Annotated in this window: 10 protein-coding genes and 2 tRNA genes; 6 read left to right on the forward strand and 6 right to left on the reverse strand. The window is 34.2% G+C overall.

The genetic code is table 11. The features are described 5' to 3' along the window. The first annotated feature begins 36 nt into the window (after nucleotides 1–36). Nucleotides 37–1,203 carry a hypothetical protein gene (locus KMW28_RS02585; protein ID WP_169665017.1) on the forward strand — a complete coding sequence of 389 codons (1,167 nt, stop codon included), beginning with the start codon at nucleotides 37–39 and terminating at the stop codon, nucleotides 1,201–1,203. On the opposite strand, the gene porU2 is transcribed toward KMW28_RS02585, so the two are convergent. Further along, nucleotides 1,192–6,492: a putative type IX secretion system sortase PorU2 gene (gene porU2, locus KMW28_RS02590; protein ID WP_169665016.1), complete on the reverse strand. Its 5,301-nt coding sequence runs from the start codon at nucleotides 6,490–6,492 to the stop codon at nucleotides 1,192–1,194. The genes KMW28_RS02585 and porU2 overlap by 12 nt on opposite strands. Nucleotides 6,493–6,714: 222 nt before the next feature. Between porU2 and recG the strand changes: the two genes are divergently transcribed. Beyond that, the gene (gene recG, locus KMW28_RS02595) at nucleotides 6,715–8,820 is read left to right on the forward strand and encodes an ATP-dependent DNA helicase RecG (protein ID WP_169665015.1); all 2,106 of its coding nucleotides are present in this window, start codon (nucleotides 6,715–6,717) and stop codon (nucleotides 8,818–8,820) included. Nucleotides 8,821–8,875: 55 nt separating this feature from the next. Here the strand turns inward: recG and KMW28_RS02600 are convergent. From KMW28_RS02600 to KMW28_RS02620, 5 genes are all read right to left on the reverse strand, one after another. Further along, nucleotides 8,876–8,960 (reverse strand) — tRNA-Ser (locus KMW28_RS02600). Between the two features lie 184 nt (nucleotides 8,961–9,144). Next, nucleotides 9,145–9,229: transfer RNA gene (locus tag KMW28_RS02605), tRNA-Ser, on the reverse strand. Nucleotides 9,230–9,305: 76 nt separating this feature from the next. Next, nucleotides 9,306–10,145 (reverse strand): phosphatidate cytidylyltransferase, encoded by an 840-nt coding sequence (locus KMW28_RS02610; RefSeq protein ID WP_066210355.1) that lies wholly within the window; start codon nucleotides 10,143–10,145, stop codon nucleotides 9,306–9,308. Continuing rightward, nucleotides 10,129–10,338: a putative signal transducing protein gene (locus tag KMW28_RS02615; protein ID WP_066210352.1), complete on the reverse strand. Its 210-nt coding sequence runs from the start codon at nucleotides 10,336–10,338 to the stop codon at nucleotides 10,129–10,131. The genes KMW28_RS02610 and KMW28_RS02615 overlap by 17 nt, the downstream gene beginning before the upstream one ends. 13 nt (nucleotides 10,339–10,351) lie before the next feature. Next, a complete protein-coding gene (locus KMW28_RS02620; protein ID WP_169665014.1) occupies nucleotides 10,352–11,275 on the reverse strand; it encodes a CPBP family intramembrane glutamic endopeptidase in 924 nt (307 codons plus the stop codon). 188 nt (nucleotides 11,276–11,463) lie between these two features. Here KMW28_RS02620 and dusB point away from each other — a divergent pair, with 188 nt between their 5' ends. The 4 genes from dusB to KMW28_RS02640 all read left to right on the forward strand — a co-directional run bounded on the left by dusB (nucleotide 11,464) and on the right by KMW28_RS02640 (nucleotide 19,008). Beyond that, nucleotides 11,464–12,456: a tRNA dihydrouridine synthase DusB gene (gene dusB, locus KMW28_RS02625; RefSeq protein ID WP_169665013.1), complete on the forward strand. Its 993-nt coding sequence runs from the start codon at nucleotides 11,464–11,466 to the stop codon at nucleotides 12,454–12,456. Nucleotides 12,457–12,646: 190 nt separating this feature from the next. Continuing rightward, entirely contained in the window at nucleotides 12,647–14,305 is a 1,659-nt protein-coding gene (locus KMW28_RS02630) for a DUF6377 domain-containing protein (RefSeq protein ID WP_169665012.1), read from the forward strand. A gap of 243 nt (nucleotides 14,306–14,548) precedes the next feature. Further along, nucleotides 14,549–17,527 carry a SusC/RagA family TonB-linked outer membrane protein gene (locus KMW28_RS02635; RefSeq protein WP_205958206.1) on the forward strand — a complete coding sequence of 993 codons (2,979 nt, stop codon included), beginning with the start codon at nucleotides 14,549–14,551 and terminating at the stop codon, nucleotides 17,525–17,527. 11 nt (nucleotides 17,528–17,538) lie between these two features. Next, nucleotides 17,539–19,008, forward strand: a complete 1,470-nt coding sequence (locus KMW28_RS02640) for a RagB/SusD family nutrient uptake outer membrane protein (RefSeq protein WP_169665011.1) — start codon at nucleotides 17,539–17,541, stop codon at nucleotides 19,006–19,008.

The raw sequence follows: 19,008 nt of genomic DNA on the forward strand, positions 1-19,008 counted from the left end.
AGCAATCTAGGTGATAAAGGACAAACATTTATTTTAATGATAGAAAACTTTTTGAAAAAAAATATAGGAGCTATAACGGCAATTCTATTTTTTACACCTCTATTTATTATAGCATTACAAACAGGTGTGTCATTAACAAATGATTCCTGTACATATTTAGCTTCTGCAATAAGTTGGGAGTCAAAAGGTGTTTTTTTAGATGTCTTTGGTAATGAAAATACAATTTGGCCACCTCTATATTCTGTTATTTTATCATGGGTAGGTTTAAATGAACTAAATATTATTCTTTTACACTATTTCTCTATTTTAGGAAGTATCATATTGTGGATAAGAATATTTAGATCTACTTACTCTGAAATTAAATTTACTATTGTATTAAGTATTTTACTTTCGACATCAACAGGTTTTTTATTGTGCGAGAAATTTGTGTGGTCAGAATGTGTGTTTGTATTTCTTACGAGCCTTTTACTTATTAATTACTTAAAGTTTTTGAGTACATCAAAAAATAATTATTTGATAATAGCAACTATATCAGCTGCTCTTTTGCCATTGCAAAGAATAGCAGGTTTATACATTATTATTTTAATATTATCAGGTAGCGTTCTTTTTTATACTGATGTGGTGATTAAAAATTATAAAAAACTTTTAGTGCATTATTTGATTGGGTTGCTACCATTTGTTTTGTGGTTCTCTCAATCTCTAGGAGGAATGTCAGAAAGAGAGGAAGCTACATTTGATATATCCTTTTTAGGAACTGTTCTTTACGATTACTTTTTGGTGACAAGCAGGTACCTTCTTCCTGTTTTTCATGATTCTTTTTTATTGGCTGGAGTAATTCTATTATTTGTTATTTTCTATTTTGGATTGATTAAAGGAGAACAAAAGATCAAGCTTTTTTCTTTTGTTTTCATAGGATATGTGATATTATATATAGTGACAATATTCTTAAAAAAAGCAGGTGATGGACACCAAGAAATGGAACGTTTTCTAACACCTTTGTATCCTGTTTTTTGTTTTATTATGTGCTATTTATTCCGAAGAATAGATCTACAAATAAAGAATAAAAGGAAAATATTTTTTATATCTATTTTAAGTTTATGGATGCTTTATCCTTGTTCAAGAGCTATAAAAAACAGCAAATTATATCATCAACTCCCTCAAAAAACAGGAGTGAATATTCCTTGTGATTTTTTACTTCAGTAAATATAATTTACCAATTTGATGTTTGAACAAGTTATCACCATTTCTCTCTAAATGTTTAAAGTCTCCATTGTCCTTTTGTGGAATGATCACTCTATACAGATACACTCCATTGGCTAATTGATCTCCAAATTCATCTCTCCCATCCCAGGCATAATCCGAAATATTTGTACCTATTCTTATAGGCCCTAATTCGTCTTTGAAGATTTCTTTAACAACTCTACCTGTCACAGTCATGATTTGAATTTTTAAATCTTCAGGAACTGAAGTACCTGTAATTTGGAAAACAAAACGAACAGCATCAGAAAATGGATTAGGGTAAGGATAGAAGTTGGTAATTGCTGCTTCTTTTACAATTTCGAAATCAACTCTTAATTTATACCCTTGTTCATCTGTTCTATCATATCCAGATCCATTGCCTGTTGGATCAGATCCAAATACTTCAATAGTATATCTACCAGAAGATAAAGTCCCATCTGTATCTAAAAGAGTGGGGTCTACAACATCATTAATATTAAAGTCTGTCATAATATGGTTACTACTTCCTACATTATCGAAACCAATAGTGTTTAAATTGATGGTATAGGTTTGATCTTCTCCTTGCTTTTGTATAAATGCTTGGAGTAAAGTAGTTGTATCGGTGCCATTATACCTAAAGAAGTTATCATTTAGATTAATGTGGTTATTCTCGTCTTGAAGACTAATATTTACTTTAGAACTAGGACTCACAATATCTCCACTTATGATTCTTGCACCATCAAATAATATTTCGATGAGCGGGTTTAAGGAGTCCTTTAATACATTGACTCTTTCATTTGCATTGTTATTACTGTAGATAATTTCGTGAGTAGACCTATCTGGGTTAACGTGAGTTGATATTTCTGTTTCTCCACTAAATCGTTTACTTGGATTGTCTCTATTCCAAGTATCAATTTCTAAACTTATTGGTTGAGAAGAGTTTCCTGGTAATTGTTGGATTCCGATAGTATCTCTGAAAGTAGAAAATTGATTATTTAGAGGGGAAAATTCAATTTCTACCATAATACTATCCTTGAATGGGCTAGTACTTACATTATGAAACTCATAATTATAGGTGAGTATTTCTCCTTGTTGAATCTCTTTCTTTGTGAGATTATCAGTCAATAATAAAACTCCTTCAGGGCTTGGTTCATAAGCTACCCTCCAATTTCGTAGTTGTGCTGAAGTAGGGGTAGCACTTGCATCTGTCATTTCTAATTTCAATGAAATCTCCTCATAATTTTTAATGGCAGCAATTCTTGATAAATCAAAGCCATTTGATGGTGAGACACCAGCATAATTGTAAATAGAATCTGTTGAAATAATTTGGTTATTAGCATCTCTTGTTAAACCAAATACGGTAGTTGATATAATATCATTGGCATCTGTTTCTACATTTAACCAATATCTAGAAAACAAAGATGAAGGTCCTATTGGTGGAGTCAATACTGTTGCAGTACTAATATTTCTTCTTATAGTAAAAGATTCATTTAACAATTGATTTGTTGCAGTTGCATAAAACGTCTGAGAAGTAGTACTAGCCATTTGGAATCTACTCCAACCAATAAAAGCTAAGCCGGGCTGAGTTAAACTACTTTGCATTTCTGTAAGGTCTAATCCTATTTCAGTAAATGCGGTAAGGTGTAGATCGTATGCATCTTTTTGAGGAGTACCATCAGCAGGTATATTATTCGTTTGGAAATCAAATGATCCGGCCATTATTGTTAGAACATAATCTCCAGGTTCAATTGACTCAAATTTATAAGTTGGGTCAATGAATAATGCATGAGGACCGTTTCGAGTATATGGATCTCCACAGCAAATATTACCACCTCTAAAATCTGTAGAATTAAACATTACGGCAACGGCAGGCATACCAGAACCACATTGTAAAGTTCCCCAATTTCGTTCTTGAGCCCCTTTAAATTCACCGCTATTTTGATCAAAAACTAAGAATAATAGCTTGTCTCCTCCCTCTCCACTTCTTACACATTCTCCTTCAACTAAGAAAGTTTGTCCATTGACAGATACTTGATAAAATTCACCACTGTTATAAGTTCCTCCACCGGCTTGTACATTTACAATAACATCATCGGTAGGGTATGTCCATGTTAAATCCTTTTCGTTTCCAGTTAAAGTAACTCCAGAGATATTATTTTGTTCCATTTGGTAAATAGAGCTTTGCATCCATCCATGTCCACTACTATTACTTATTTTTGTAAAAGACATGATATCCCATATTTCATTGGAGTTGGTAGAAGGTCTAATTCTAACATAAACCACGGCTGAATCGGCTAATGAAGCAACAGGCAAATTCCATTTAAATAATTGTCTATCCTCTACAATTTCTTCAGCAAATACCATTGTAAAACCACTATCTAAAGATGCTTGGAATCTTACTCCTCTTTGTTGTTTATCCAAGCTATAGTCGTAAGCATAAAGATTTACATTATTTTCATGCGATACAGATAACTTTTGAGGATAGATAAAGTTGACTTTATTAGCATAAAACTGAGCACTAAGCGTCGCTGTGTTATTTATTTCAGAGATTTCGTTTTGAGTAATTAAAACTGATCCATCAGCTCCTATAGAATCACCAACTGTAACAATGATTTCATTATTACCAAAGCCAAGTATTTTATCTTCTGCTGAGTTGGTTACGGTAATGAGTGCTTCTGTATTGTTTTTAGGTGCTTGAATTGCTTCGCTTACAAAAACATTATTTGATAATTGACCGTTGGCATATCTCCTGTTGACTTGAATATAAATGTTTTCTTTGTCAGAAGTCCTACCAAAATTATTTACCTTAATTCTGAGTTTATAAAAATCATCACTTTCATTAAGTGTATTACTTTCTGGAATGATAGAGATTTCTTCTGATGAAACTGCAAAATCTACTTGAGCAGGAGCAATCTTAACATAAGGATCGCCTTGCATATCGAATTGCTCTATATGTGAAAGCCTTAATCTATTTGAATATTCCTCTAATAAAGCTTTTTGCACTTTATTTATATGAACTCCAATATGATCTCCGATCGATTTTTGAAAGCTATTAATATAGAACTGATCACCATAATCTTCTAATTCATTGGCACTACCAATGCCAGATTTGGCCATAAAGCCTATTCCGCCTTTATTAGGTGTTTCTATCCAATCTTCCCCCCAAGATTTACTATGAGTAAGGTAGTTTCCTCCTCCACAGCCACTCATTACAATAAATGGATATTTACCTTGATTTTCATATCCTTTTGTTGGATCACTTGCTTCTCCAATATCAATATCTGCAGATTCTGAAGAAGAGTGTCCAAAGAAAGTCATTAAACCAATTCCTTCATTAACAATGTCTGAAACATCAATAAACTCGATAGAACCATCTGTTTCTCTACTTATTGTTTCTACTGTACCTCCTTCTAGAGTATCGACAAAAATAGAAGCGTATCGATTGACAATTTCTTTAAAATCTATTTGCTGACTTTGAGTAGCACCACCACTTAAATGCAATGCTTTTTTTCGCCAAAGAACATCAAAATTTAAACTTTCGTGTTCAATAACCTTGTTGAGGTAATCAAGAAGTTGTTGATTATTGATAGCCGACATCCTGCCGATTGGTATTTGTGGATAGGTTTGAACAACATCATTTTCATCTTCTAAATTCATGGTATAGGCCACATCAGAACCTGGGAAACCATAAGCAGGAATATAATGTACTGCTCTTTCTCCACTAATGTTTGATGTTTCATAAGGATCATAATTTAAATCTAACCCCTTTCCTAAAAGAAGGATGAACTCTAAGTTGTTTTGATGCAGCAGTTTGATACAATTTCTTATAGCCAAAGGACTTTGTTCTCCCCAAGAAAACGTATTGTATAATTTATCAATATCTACTAATGAAACGGAGTTACTACCACCTTCAGGAGATCTTCTATAGTTAGCGTAAGTAGAGGCAGCAGAGATTAAATCACTATGAGTGATCATGAGGTAATTAGAACTCAAATTGTTGTTTGTAAACTCAAATTCAGCCTCACTTATATTAGAAGGTACACTTGTTCCTGCAGAAAAAATAATTTCTTTTTTTGCTCCACTATTGGCTTGAAGTGTCGCTTCTGTTTTACCGCTTGAAGTAGTTGTTCGAAGAAGGATTGGAGTATAATTATCAGTGATGTCATAAAAACGTCCGTTGGTGTTTTCATCAACTGATAATTTATAATCTTGAGTAGTGAATAAATGGAATACCCTATTTTCTGTGCTATTTATTTGATCATGTTTTTGAGGATAGGTTAAATTAATATACGCCATCCCCAACTGATTTCTATCCGTATTATTTGATCCTTCTCTAGAATCTTGTAGTTCTATTCTAGTGAAGTTACTCGATCCAAACTCACTGTCTGTTAAAGTGTAAGAAAGTACTCCTGTTGCCTCATAACGATTTACACCAATATTATTTTGTTTAGTAGTGATATTGCCATCTCCATTATCTGTGGTAATATTGATATTGGCACTTCGAGTAGCATAATTAATAATACGCATCTCAATAGTAGCATCATTAAACGAGTCAGCTAAATCAACTGTCGGTAACTGAAAAGACATGATACCAGTGACATTATTGTTATTATAAGTGGTCCAAGAACGTGGAGAGTCAAAATTGGAATTGAATTTATTTCGATTATCACTAAAAGAAAAATTATCAGCCGAATGACCCCTACAATAGGAAGTTCTTAGTGATCCGAAAGGTACTTGTACTGGGCTTCCGTTTACAGGTACTCCCCTGTAAGTTTCAGTATAATAATGATTGGTAGGTATCGTAGCTCCTGCGTTAGTATATGTAGAAGTTGCAATTCTTTTGGGAGGAGTCGTTTCTGATGGAACATCACCAGCAGATATAAAATAAACAGCTGTTCTAGAATAAATAGGTTCGTAGGGGTTGATATGGTCATTGGGATCTAAAAAGAAATCAGCGTCTGATCCACCATCATTTCTATCACCATAAAATTCAACGTAATTTAATTGATTACCTGATTTAACTACATGAATAGCTATCTCTACACCTCTTCTATATATTCTAATATCATCTGGGTTTACAGAACTAACAGGATAGCCAGCAGCTTGTAAAATATCACTACTTACCCTGTAAATTCCACGCTCTCTAACTTCCATTTTATAAAAAACAGTAGAACGAGTTTTTTCTCTCCAACTATCTAATTCAGGAGTTTGTGAATAGATATTTTGACTGAAAAAAAATAATGTAATTAGTATGAAGACAATAGCTTGTCGCATATTTAGAACAGTATATTGGATGAATATGAGTTATAAGAAAATTAAAGGGTGCTTTAATTTTTGCCAAAAACTGAAGTTTTGAAGCAATAATTTATCTAAAATTAATATTTCTTGGGAACTCTTTTAAAAAGCCTTTTTTTAAAATTAATAGAATTCATCAGAATACACTAATTTCGGGATATTGACTATCGAATAAAATGTATAAAAATTTAATCATTTTCAGTGAAAAATATTTTTGATACTAAAATTGAGTACTTAAAAGGGGTGGGAGCCATGAGGGCTGAGCTTCTAAATAAAGAGTTAGGAGTGTACACTTTTGGTGATTTATTGGAACAATACCCCTTTCGACATGAGGATAGAACTCGTTTTTATAAAATCAATGAAGTGATTGACGATTCTGCTTACGTTCAAATAATAGGAAGACTAACAAATTTGCAAAGTGTTGGAGATGGTCGGTCAAAACGTTTGGCTGGGTTTATTTCTGATGAAACCGGAGAACTAGAATTGGTTTGGTTCAAAGGTGCAAAATGGATAGAGAAGAAACTGAAAGTTGGGGCGTGGTATGTGGTCTATGGAAAACCTCAACGATATGGTTACAAGTTGTCGATTGCACATCCTGAAATGGAAGAATACGATCCAAGTGCACCTAAACCAAAAACGGGTGGCTTACAGCCAGTATATCATACTACTGATAAAATGAAGAACAAAGGGATGGATAGCCGAAATTTGGCTAAAATTACCCGAACACTTCTAGAAAAAGTCTATCACGATATATCAGAAACGCTACCCAATTATTTGATAGAAGAAAATCAATTAATCTCAAAAGGATTGGCGGTGGCTTGGACGCACTTTCCAAAAGATCTGAATACATTAGAACAAGCTAAAAAACGATTAAAATTTGAGGAGTTGTTCTTTCTTCAATTAAAGATCATCGCCTCTAAAGTCGGAAAGAAAACAGACAAGTTTAGGGGACAGGTTTTTGGTCAGATTCCCACCTTCAATATATTCTATAAAGAGCATTTGCCTTTTGATCTCACCGATGCTCAGAAAAGAGTGGTTCGAGAGATCTATAATGATATGAAAAGTGGTTTCCAGATGAATCGTCTTCTTCAAGGAGATGTAGGTTCTGGTAAAACCATTGTGGCTTTTATGTGTATGTTGATGGCCTTGGATAATGATGCTCAGTCTGCATTAATGGCACCAACAGAAATTCTTTCTCAGCAGCACTACAATGGTCTCAAGCCTTTTGCAGATGCGATGGGTGTCACCATAGAATTGCTCACAGGATCATCAAAAACAAAAGATCGTAGACGTATTGACGAAACCCTTAGGGATGGATCATTAAAGATTATCGTAGGAACTCATGCATTAATTGAAGATAAGGTCGATTTTTATAATTTGGGTCTTTGTGTCATCGATGAACAGCATCGCTTTGGAGTAGCACAAAGAGCTGCCTTATGGAAAAAGAAAAGTAAAGCCAAGCCTCATATGTTGGTGATGACAGCTACACCTATTCCAAGAACATTGGCCATGACGGTGTATGGTGATTTGGAAGTATCAATTATTGATCAATTGCCTGCAGGTCGTAAACCTATTATCACATGGCATAAGTTTGATAAAGGGAGATTGAGAGTATTTGGCTTTATCAGAGAGCAAGTAGAGTTGGGAAGACAAGCCTATATTGTTTATCCATTGATTGAAGAATCGGAAACCTTGGATTATAAAAATCTGGAAGAGGGTTATGAAGCGGTATCAAGAGCATTTCCCGATTATAAAGTAAGTATAGTTCACGGTCGCATGAAGCCAGCAGATAAAGATGCAGAAATGCAACGTTTCGCTGATAATAAAACTCAAATTATGGTGGCTACCACAGTAATTGAGGTAGGCGTGAATGTTCCTAATGCGTCTATTATGGTGATTGAAAATGCAGAGAAGTTTGGGTTAGCACAATTGCATCAGTTAAGAGGACGTGTGGGTAGAGGAGCAGAACAATCTTATTGTGTGTTGATGACAAAGGATAAGCTTTCTAAGGATGGTAAAGTGAGGATTCAAACCATGGTAGATACCACAGATGGCTTTAAAATAGCGGATGCTGATTTAAAACTTCGTGGACCAGGTGATATCGAGGGTACACAGCAAAGCGGAGTACTTGATTTAAGACATGCAGATATAGGACATGATGCTGCTTTATTACAATATGTAAGAGGATTGGCTGAAAAGATATTGGATGAAGATCCTGATCTGACAAAAGAGGAACATCAGATTATTAAACATCAACAATCCTTGTTAGTGAAAAAGTCGGTGACTAATTGGAGTAGGATCAGTTAAAAAAAACAGCACAACAAAAAAGGCTTCAGAATTTTTTCTGAAGCCTTATTGTTTGCAGAGAGTGAGGGATTCGAACCCCCGGTACCTCGCGGTACAATGGTTTTCAAGACCACCGCATTCGACCACTCTGCCAACTCTCTATGTGCTATCTGTTCGTGATAGCGGGTGCAAATATGTGGGATTATATCTTACAGTACAAGTAATTTATGGATTATTTTTAAAGTTTATTGTAATTAATTGATATATAGATAGATTAAATATTTGTAGAGTAAAAATAGTATAATAAAAAAGGCTTCAGAATTTCTTCTGAAGCCTTATTGTTTGCAGAGAGTGAGGGATTCGAACCCCCGGTACCTCGCGGTACAATGGTTTTCAAGACCACCGCATTCGACCACTCTGCCAACTCTCTATGTGCTATCTGTTCGTGATAGCGGGTGCAAATATGTAGGAATGTTTTATTACTTCCAAATATTTAGCGATAAATTTTAAAAATTTGGTGGGAATATTCTTAAAAATGCTGCAATAAATGGAGCAGATAATAATAAACCATCAAATCTATCTAGAAAACCACCATGACCAGGTAATGTCGTACCCGAATCTTTGATGCTCATACTTCTTTTGAATAGGGATTCTACGAGATCACCGTAAGTACCTGTTACCACTATTATAATGGCTATGGTTACCCATCTCCACGCTTCCAAAGAGGTATAAAAGTGAGAAAATACTAAACTAACTGTTACCGCTAAAGCTGCACCTCCAATACTGCCTTCCCAAGTTTTCTTTGGTGAGATTCTTTCGAATAATTTTCTACGGCCAAATGTTTTTCCTGAAAAATATGCCCCAGAATCGTTGGCCCATAAGATAAGCATAGCACCAATTAAGATCTCATAGTGGTACTGTGTATCAAAAAATACGTAGGTATGGATTAATGCAAAAGGGACAGAGCAATACATTACCCCTAGGAATGTATACGCAAGGTTTTTAAAAGGTTGTTTGTCTGCTTTATTGTAAAGCTTAATCAGATATGCCGAAGTAAATCCGACAAAAACTAAATACATCCATTTCATCGAGATAATATCAAGTTCGATAAAGAATGTAAGACAGTAGATTAAAATACCTAATGAAGTACCGTAAGTTCTTAAAGGTAGGTGTTCCTCTAACCTTAAAAGTTTATAGAATTCTAAAATTGTGGCAATACTAATTACTAAGAACAAGGCAAAGTATGTCCATGCTCCATAATAGATTGCTCCGATCATACCTACACCTCCTAAAAATCCTACAATAACTCTTTGTGTAAGTTCAGATCGTTTATTTAAGTTCAACATCTTGTTTTATTATAGTTTCAGCTTCTTCTTTCTTCGACTCGTCAACCATTACTTCTCTTAATCCGAAATCGTTGTAAGACGAATCTCTTTTATCTAATATAACAGCAGGGACACCTCTATCTTCTAAAGTTGATTTTACGATCTCAGCTTTATAGACTTGATCAGTCGAATATACTTTTACCCACTTTGACATATACTATAGGTTTTTATGTGTTTCGTAATTTACTTCCAATATTTTTATAATAATACAAAAGCCCAAAAGCCAGGACTGTGAATATGGCTACTATATACCATTCTGGTGCTTCTGCAGAAAAAGGATCTCTCATTTCGGGAAGATACTCTTCTTTGTTCAAATATACACTAATTACTGTAATTGCGTTATTAGTAATATGAGCTAATATACAAGGATATAAACTTCTACCTGACCAAAGGAATAAATATCCTAGTAATACCCCCATCAGTAATCTCACAAAGAAGCCATAAAATTGTAAATGTATAAAAGAAAAAAAGAAGGCAGATAACCAAATGCCCGCATGGACATTTTGGAATATTCCCTCAAAATATCGTTGAATAAAACCTCTAAAAACGATCTCCTCTCCAATACCAGCTAATAGTGCTATAACTACTAATCCAAATAAGAATTCCCAAAAACTATCAAAATCTACAATATATGCAGTGACTTCAGCCAAATGTATTTCTTTGGATTTGAACCAACCTTCTAGAGCAGACATTGATTCTGGAAATTGAATATTTTGATTCCAGTACAATATCAATCCACCTAATGGTAGAAATATCGCCATTATAATGATGGCTAATAAATATTGTTGCTTATCGATTGATGGTCGTCTTAATTGTTTGATAAAAGATCGATCAAATTTCCACCCAAAGGCTAAAGGTCCCAATATAAAAGTAAAAATGGCAGAAATTCCTTGAGCTAAGAGTAGTTCAAAACGGTTATCAAATCTTTGTAAACTATTGATAGCATCCATTGCATCGTAATTATGTAATGGTGCTAAAAGTGCCACAACTGCTGCTTGACCAATTAAGGTAAAACAGAGAATTGCTACAAAAATACCCAATAACTTGATAAGGGAACTTAATTGTGAAGGCTGATTTGTATGCTCTATCATTAACTTTATGTAACTTTGCAGTTATCAACAGCAGGGTAACTTCCTAATAGTTGTTAGCAAACAGCCTTATTAAGAGTGATTTACGAACCTGCGTTGTATAAAACTAGTTGTATATTGTAGCAAAGATACTTTTTTCTTTAAGAGTATTTACTACAATAATTGCTAAACATTTAAATTGATTTCATCTCGTGGTAAAAATAGGTGACGTAGAAATAAAAAACTTTCCTTTGCTACTGGCTCCAATGGAAGATGTAAGTGATCCTCCTTTTAGAGCAGTTTGTAAAGAAAATGGAGCAGATTTGATGTACACAGAATTCATCTCTGCCGAAGGGTTGATTCGTGATGCAGCAAAAAGCCGTCAAAAATTAGATATATACGATTACGAACGTCCCATTGGTATTCAGATTTTTGGGGAAAAGATAGAATCTATGCGTGAAGCTGCAGCGATTGCAGAAGAAGCAAATCCAGAAATGATCGATATCAATTACGGATGTCCTGTTAAAAAAGTAGCTGGCAAAGGTGCAGGTGCTGGTATTTTGTTGGATATCGACAAAATGCAGAGCATGACTGAAGAAATTGTGAAGCAAGTAAAAAAGCCAGTCACTGTAAAAACTAGATTAGGTTGGGACGATAGTACTATTAGAATTGTTGAAGTAGCCAAACGTCTTCAAGATGTGGGGGTGCAAGCTTTAACTATTCACGGTAGAACGCGTCAACAAATGTATAAAGGAGTGGCCGATTGGACGAAAATTGCTGAGGTGAAAAATCACCCAGACATTCATATTCCAATTTTCGGTAATGGTGATATCGATTCACCTCAAAAAGCTTTGGAGTACAAAAATAAATATGATGTTGATGGTATTATGATCGGTCGTGCATCGATTGGTTATCCATGGATCTTCCGTGAGATCAAACATTTCATGGAAACAGGAGAGATTTTAGATGCTCCAACATTAGAAGAAAGAATCAATACTTTAAAACGCCACTTGAACTTCTCAGTAGAGTGGAAGGGTGACCGTACTGGTATCTTCGAAATGAGAAGACACTATACGGCTTACTTTAAAGGGATCACACACTTCAAGCCATTCAGAACGCGTTTGGTGGAAGCGATGACTCACGAAGAAGTATTAAATATTCTTTCTGATGTAGAAGAACATTACGACAAAGAAGTAATTCTTTAATCGTTAAATCATATGATATTAGAGACAGGTAGGAGTGAATTCTACCTGTTTTTTTTTATTTTGACAAAAGTTATGACTTTGAAAAAGTATTATTCAAAATGATTTCTCCTAAATTGTCATCAAATAATCAGCAAGTATAAAAGACCATATCTTTTATGCTTCTTCCACTTTTTTAGTCTTTATGATATAGATGAGTTATCAATTAAATAAACTAGCCTTTTTTACCTTTCTTTTTTTTCAAATTCACTTTTCATATTCTCAAAATAAAGAAATTGATTCTCTATTTAGAGAACTTGATAAAGCGATCGAGTTACGTCCTTCTTTAAAAAACAAAAGGGAGGAAAAGATTAAGGATTTAAAAACTCAATTGGAGCAAAATGATACTGTTTCATTGGAAGATAAATATTTTCTTGCAGAGGATCTTTTTCATCAATACGAAGTATATGAGTTTGGAGGGGCCTTATATTTTGCCTACGAACAGCTACACTTTGCGGAAGAATCTAAAAATGAATTATGGATTAATCAAGGTCAGTTGAATTTGGCCAGTATTCTGGTCACATCAGGAATTTATGAGGAATCAGGGCAGATTTTACAAAAAATTGATAGGTCAAAGTTGTCTCAAGAACAGCTGATTCAATTCTATTATATAAATAAGGAAAGGTATAATCAACTGTATTTCTATTCAACCACAAGAAAATTAAAAGAAGGATATCGTTTGATGTATCAAAGTTATTGTGATACGTTGTTGTATACTGTTCCACAAAACTCTATTATCGCTTTGGATATCAAAGAAACTAGGGCATTAGATAATAGAAATCTTTTAGAAGCTAGAAAGTTCAATACTTTGATAATGAATAAAACAGAACTTGGACAGAGAGATTTTTCAAAAGCTGCTTTTATTCGGTCATTAACCTATGAAGTAGAACATGATATTCATAAAGAAAAAAAATATTTGATTCTCTCTGCAATATCAGATATTATGAGTTGTACAAATGACAATGCCTCTTTAGCAACATTAGCTTTGCTTTTACATAAACAAGGTGATATTGACAGAGCTTATCGTTATATTAATATATCTTTTGAGGATGCCTCATTTTACGGATCAAAACTAAGATCAATTCAGATCGCCAATATTCAGCCTATAATCTCGAAATCTTACGAAGATCAATTATCGCAAAAAGCCAATCGATTTGTGATATACACTATATTAATCAGTGTACTATCTATTATCGCTTTAGTCACTTTGATCATTTATTTTAGGCAGTTGAGGGCTTTAAAAGCATCAGAAAAAAATCAATTGGCAATTAATCAACAGCTTTCAAAAGCTAATGAAGAACTACTGATTATTAATCAAAAACTGAAAGAGGTCAGTGTGGATTTGAAGAATACTTCCCATGTAAAGGAAGTTTATATAGGTGAGTTCCTAAAAATCTGTTCAGATTATATCGATAAGTTGGAGAAGCAAAGTAATCATACCAAAAAAATGCTGGTAGAAAGAAAGTATTCTAAACTTCTTGATGAATTAAAGAACAACGATCTTAGGAAAAATGAAATGAAAGCTTTCTATAAAAACTTTGATGAAACCTTCTTAACTATCTATCCAAATTTTGTTGATAAACTAAATCAATTACTTGATCCAAATGATCCAATTCGAATTAAAAATAATCAGCTTTTGAATACAGAATTAAGAATTTTTGCTCTTATAAGATTAGGGATTACCGACTCGAATAAGATTGCCCAACTCTTAGGGAACTCAGTAATTACCATTTATAACTATAGAGTGAAAGTGAAAAACAAATCTATAGTTCCAAGAGAGGAATTAGAAGATTTTGTCATGAAAATAGACTGATTTTTTCATTTTAGTAGTGAGTAAACCTTATAAAATCACTACTAATTTACTTATTGTTATTTTTATTAAATCTCTGATAATTAATTTATTAGTGTTTATATATTTCTACTAATTATCTACTAAGCGTAGTAAGAACACTTTTTATACTGTTGCTTTGTATCATAATCTAAAGCGCAAGGTTATACTCCTTTTCGATGTACATGAAATGAAATGTTTATTGCCTTAAAACAAACAGTATAAAAGATGATAAAAAGAAATACTTTTTTAGACATTTTTCCGAAATGGCTAATCTTACTCCTACCTCTCTTTTTGATAACCGCATTTAGTAATGCGCAAACTATATCAGGTATAGTCACCGATACGCAAGGTGTAACTATGCCGGGGGTAAATATCCTAATCAATAATTCGACTATTGGTACTACCACAGATTTTGATGGTAAGTATTCTATTACTGTCAATTCTTCCGAAGATGTTCTGGTATTTAGATATCTAGGTATGGTCACTCAGGAAATCAAAGTTGGTTCACAAACTAAGATTAACGTGACAATGGATGAAGATATGCAGACGCTAAGCGAATTGATTGTGGTGGGATATGGTACTCAAGATAAAAAAGCAGTTACAGGTTCAGTTTCAGTTGTTGGAGCTGAGGAAATGGAATCCAGACCTAACTCTCAAATGGGAGCATTAATCCAAGGTAAAGTTGCAGGTGTTCAAGTGCAAGCTTCTTCGGGTAAGCCTTCTCAAGGTATCTCCATGAGAATTCGTGGAACCAATTCAATTAACGCATCTTCCGAACCGTTATATGTAATTGACGGAGTGCCTACAACAGATACAAGATCACTTAGCCCGTCTGATATTGAAAGTGTTTCAGTATTAAAAGATGCATCAGCAGCAGCTATTTATGGTGCACAGGGTGCCAACGGGGTTGTGCTAATTACTACTAAAAAAGGATCAACTGATAAACCAACAATTTCATTAGATGTCTATGGAGGTTTTTCTGAAGTATGGAATACCCAAGAAGTATTAAATGGAGAGCAATTCAGACAGTTAATGACAGATATGGGAACTACTTTTAACGATTGGGGTAGCTATAGAGAAAGAACGGATTGGCAGAATGAAGTGTTCCAAAGAGGGTTTACTCAAAACTATCAAATGTCTATTTCTGGAAAATCTAATAAAACAAATTATTATGTTTCTGGTGGTTATACAGATGTAGAAGGGGCTGTTCGATCGGCTGAAATGCAAAGAGCCAACTTTAAGGTTAACTTAGATCAGGAAGTAACAAATTGGTTAAAAGTAGGTACTAGAGTAAACTACACAGATTATAAAGATGTAGACGTAAATGATAATATTGGTGTAGATAGAGGCGGTGTTCTATTAGGTACGCTCACTACACCATCAATTATTGGTATTAGAAACCCAGACGGTAGCTTTACTACCAACCCTTTGGCACAAGCTTGGGAGAACCCATTGGCAAGTACAGATGGTATTGATAGAGGTTTTGCCAATAAAAGATTCTTGGCTAATTTCTATGCTGAAGCAACGTTAATTGAAGGTTTAAAATTTAAAACAAATTTAGGTGTAGACCATAATTCATCCCAATTTAGATCGTTCAAAGATCCTTTTGAAACAGTAGATGGAAGAGCAAAACAAGGAGTTTCAGTTTTTAATCAAGATAATAACAGATACTTTATTTTTGATAATACACTATCGTATGATAAGACAATTGGAAAAAATAAATTCAATTTATTAGCGGGTTCAGTTATTCAGAAATACCATTGGCAAAGTTCTAATATCGAACGCCAAGGATTTGATTCTGACCAAATTTCTACACCAAATGCGGGAGCCAATATTATAGCATCTTCAGCATGGGCTTCAGAAAAGGCCAATGCATCTTTTATTGGTCGTGCAAACTATGATTTCGACAATAAATATTTACTGACTGCCAATATTCGTGTAGATGGGTCTTCTGTATTCGGACCTCAAAACAGATGGGGTATTTTTCCTTCTTTATCTGCAGGTTGGAGAATTTCTGAAGAAGCTTTCTTAAAAAGTGTAGAACAGATTTCTGATCTAAAATTAAGGGCAGGTTGGGGTATTGTAGGTAATGATAACATTGCACCTTACTCATATATGGCAAGAGTATCAAAAAATGCTCCTTATCCTTTTACAAGTTCAGCTACTCCGGGATCATATCCTTCATCAGTGGAGAATCAAAAATTGAAATGGGAAGAATCAGAACAATTTAATATTGGTTTCGATTTGGGATTGTTTAACGATAGAGTAGAGTTAACAGTCGATGCTTATCAAAAAGTAACGAATGACTTGTTATTTGATGCTCCATTACCAAAATCAACAGGTTATAATTCAGCAATTCAAAATATTGGATCACTAGAAAACAAAGGTTTAGAATTCAATCTAAACACAGTAAATGTGGATAAAGCTGTGAAATGGACGATGAACATGAACCTTTCATTGAATAGAAATAAAGTAACCAATTTAGTTGGACAAACAGTACTTGATGGTTACGTAGATGTTATTTCAAAAGATAATGCAATCATTATAGAAGAAGGTCTTCCTCTAGGTTCTTTATATGGATATTCTTTCGGTGGTGTCGATCCTGAAACAGGAAATGCTTATTACATCACTCAAAACGGAGAGACCACTTTCGATCCATCGCCTGAAGACAGAAAAGTGATTGGTGATGCCAACCCAACATTTATCTATGGTTTCACTAACAATGTTTCCTATAAGAATTTCTCTTTGAGTATTTTCTTCCAAGGATCTCAAGGCAATCAAATGTTGAATGCTTCTCGAATCGTAACTACATCAATGTCATCACCAATGAATCAAACAACTGATGTCTTAAGAAGATGGCAAAAACCAGGTGATATCACAGATATACCACGTGCGTATCCTATGGGAAGTGATCAAACAGTTACGAACAACTTGATATCCGACCGATTTATTGAGGATGCGTCTTATTTGAGATTAAAAGCATTGACTTTCAGTTATAATGTTCCTTCTACTTTCCTAGAGAAAATCAATTTAGGTTCATGTAGATTGTATGCAACAGGAGAGAACTTGTTTACTATCACGAATTATTCAGGCTTTGATCCAGAAGTAAATTATAGAGGTGGCGATAATAGGGTTATGGGTATTGATTTTGGTACTTATCCACAAACAAGAACGTACATTTTTGGTCTTAACGTATCATTCTAATTTGTAGAGAAATGAAATTATTAAAATATATCACTTTAGGAGCTACATTACTTTCATTTAGTGCTTGTGATAGCTTCTTAGATTTAAAACCTATATCAGATGAAACGGCTGATAATGCTTACACAAGAGCTGCACAAATCGAATCAGCTTTAGCAGGAACGTATACTACTCTACACTCAGACTTTTATGAGTGGGATGAGATGATATACAATGATGTGCGATCTGATAATTTTTATTCTGGAGGAGATAACCCAGAAATCCATTCATTTGATTTGTTAACTGTTACTGCAGTAAATAGTAAAGTAGATCAGGATTGGTCATCACTTTATAACGGAATTTTTAAAGCAAATAATGTTTTATATCGTATAGATGGAGTGGTCGATTTAGAAGAGGAGAGAAAAGCAGAAATTATTGGTGAATCCAAGTTTTTAAGGGGGCTATTTTACTTCTCTTTAGTAAAACTTTGGGGAGGGGTACCATTAATTACTCAACCAACTTTATCTACAGCTCCTGAGGATGTAAACATTCCAAGAAGTACAGAAGCAGAAATTTACGCTCAGATAGAGCAAGATTTAATTGAAGCAGCTAATGCTCTTCCAGAAACTTTTGTAGGATCTGAAGCAAAAACTAGAGCAACAAAAGGAGCATGTTATGCACTACTAGCGAAAGTATATGCTCAAAGCAAACAATGGCAAAAAGTGGTTGATGCAGTAAGAGAAGTAGACAATAGTAGTGCAGGTTATTCTTTGGTGAGTGATTATAATTCCCTATTTACCGGAGCGAACTATGAAAATGAAGAGTGCATCTTTATGCCAAACTACATTGGTGGCAATATTGGCAACTTTGCTTCTGCAATGATGTTGCCCCCATCTATTACCAACGACGATTGGAGAAAATTTGGAACACCTTCAGTGGATTTGGTCAATGCTTTTGATGCTGAAAGCGATGTGGTAAGAAAATCAGCAGCAATACTGTTTGAAGACATTACTGCATGGAGAGATCAGTATTGGTCAAATGTTGGGGAGAATTCAACAAACCTACCTTTTGCATACAAATGGAGAAATCCAATGGCTTGGTCGAGTACAGATAGACAATACCTTTTGAGATATGCTGATATGTTGTTGGTAAAAGCAGAAGCTCTTAACGAACTAAATGATATTAACGGAGCAGCTGTAGAGGTAAATAAAGTTAGAAATAGAGTGGGTTTAAATAACCTTACTTCAGATCAAATGTCTTCTCAAGAAGTGATGAGAAACACGATTTTAAATGAGAGACGTCTAGAGTTTGCTCAAGAAGGTATGCGTTGGGAAGATTTACAACGACATGGATTGTTGGTTACGACAATGTCAAACCTTAAAGAATTTGATAAAGAGAGTAATGGTTTTGTGAATTATAACATGAACGAAAACAAAATCTTATTACCAATTCCTCAAGTGGAAATGAACAGAAATCCAAATTTAGAGCAAAATCCAGGATACTAA

Origin of the sequence: Flammeovirga yaeyamensis (assembly GCF_018736045.1) — a bacterium.
Classification (GTDB): Bacteria; Bacteroidota; Bacteroidia; order Cytophagales; family Flammeovirgaceae; genus Flammeovirga; species Flammeovirga yaeyamensis.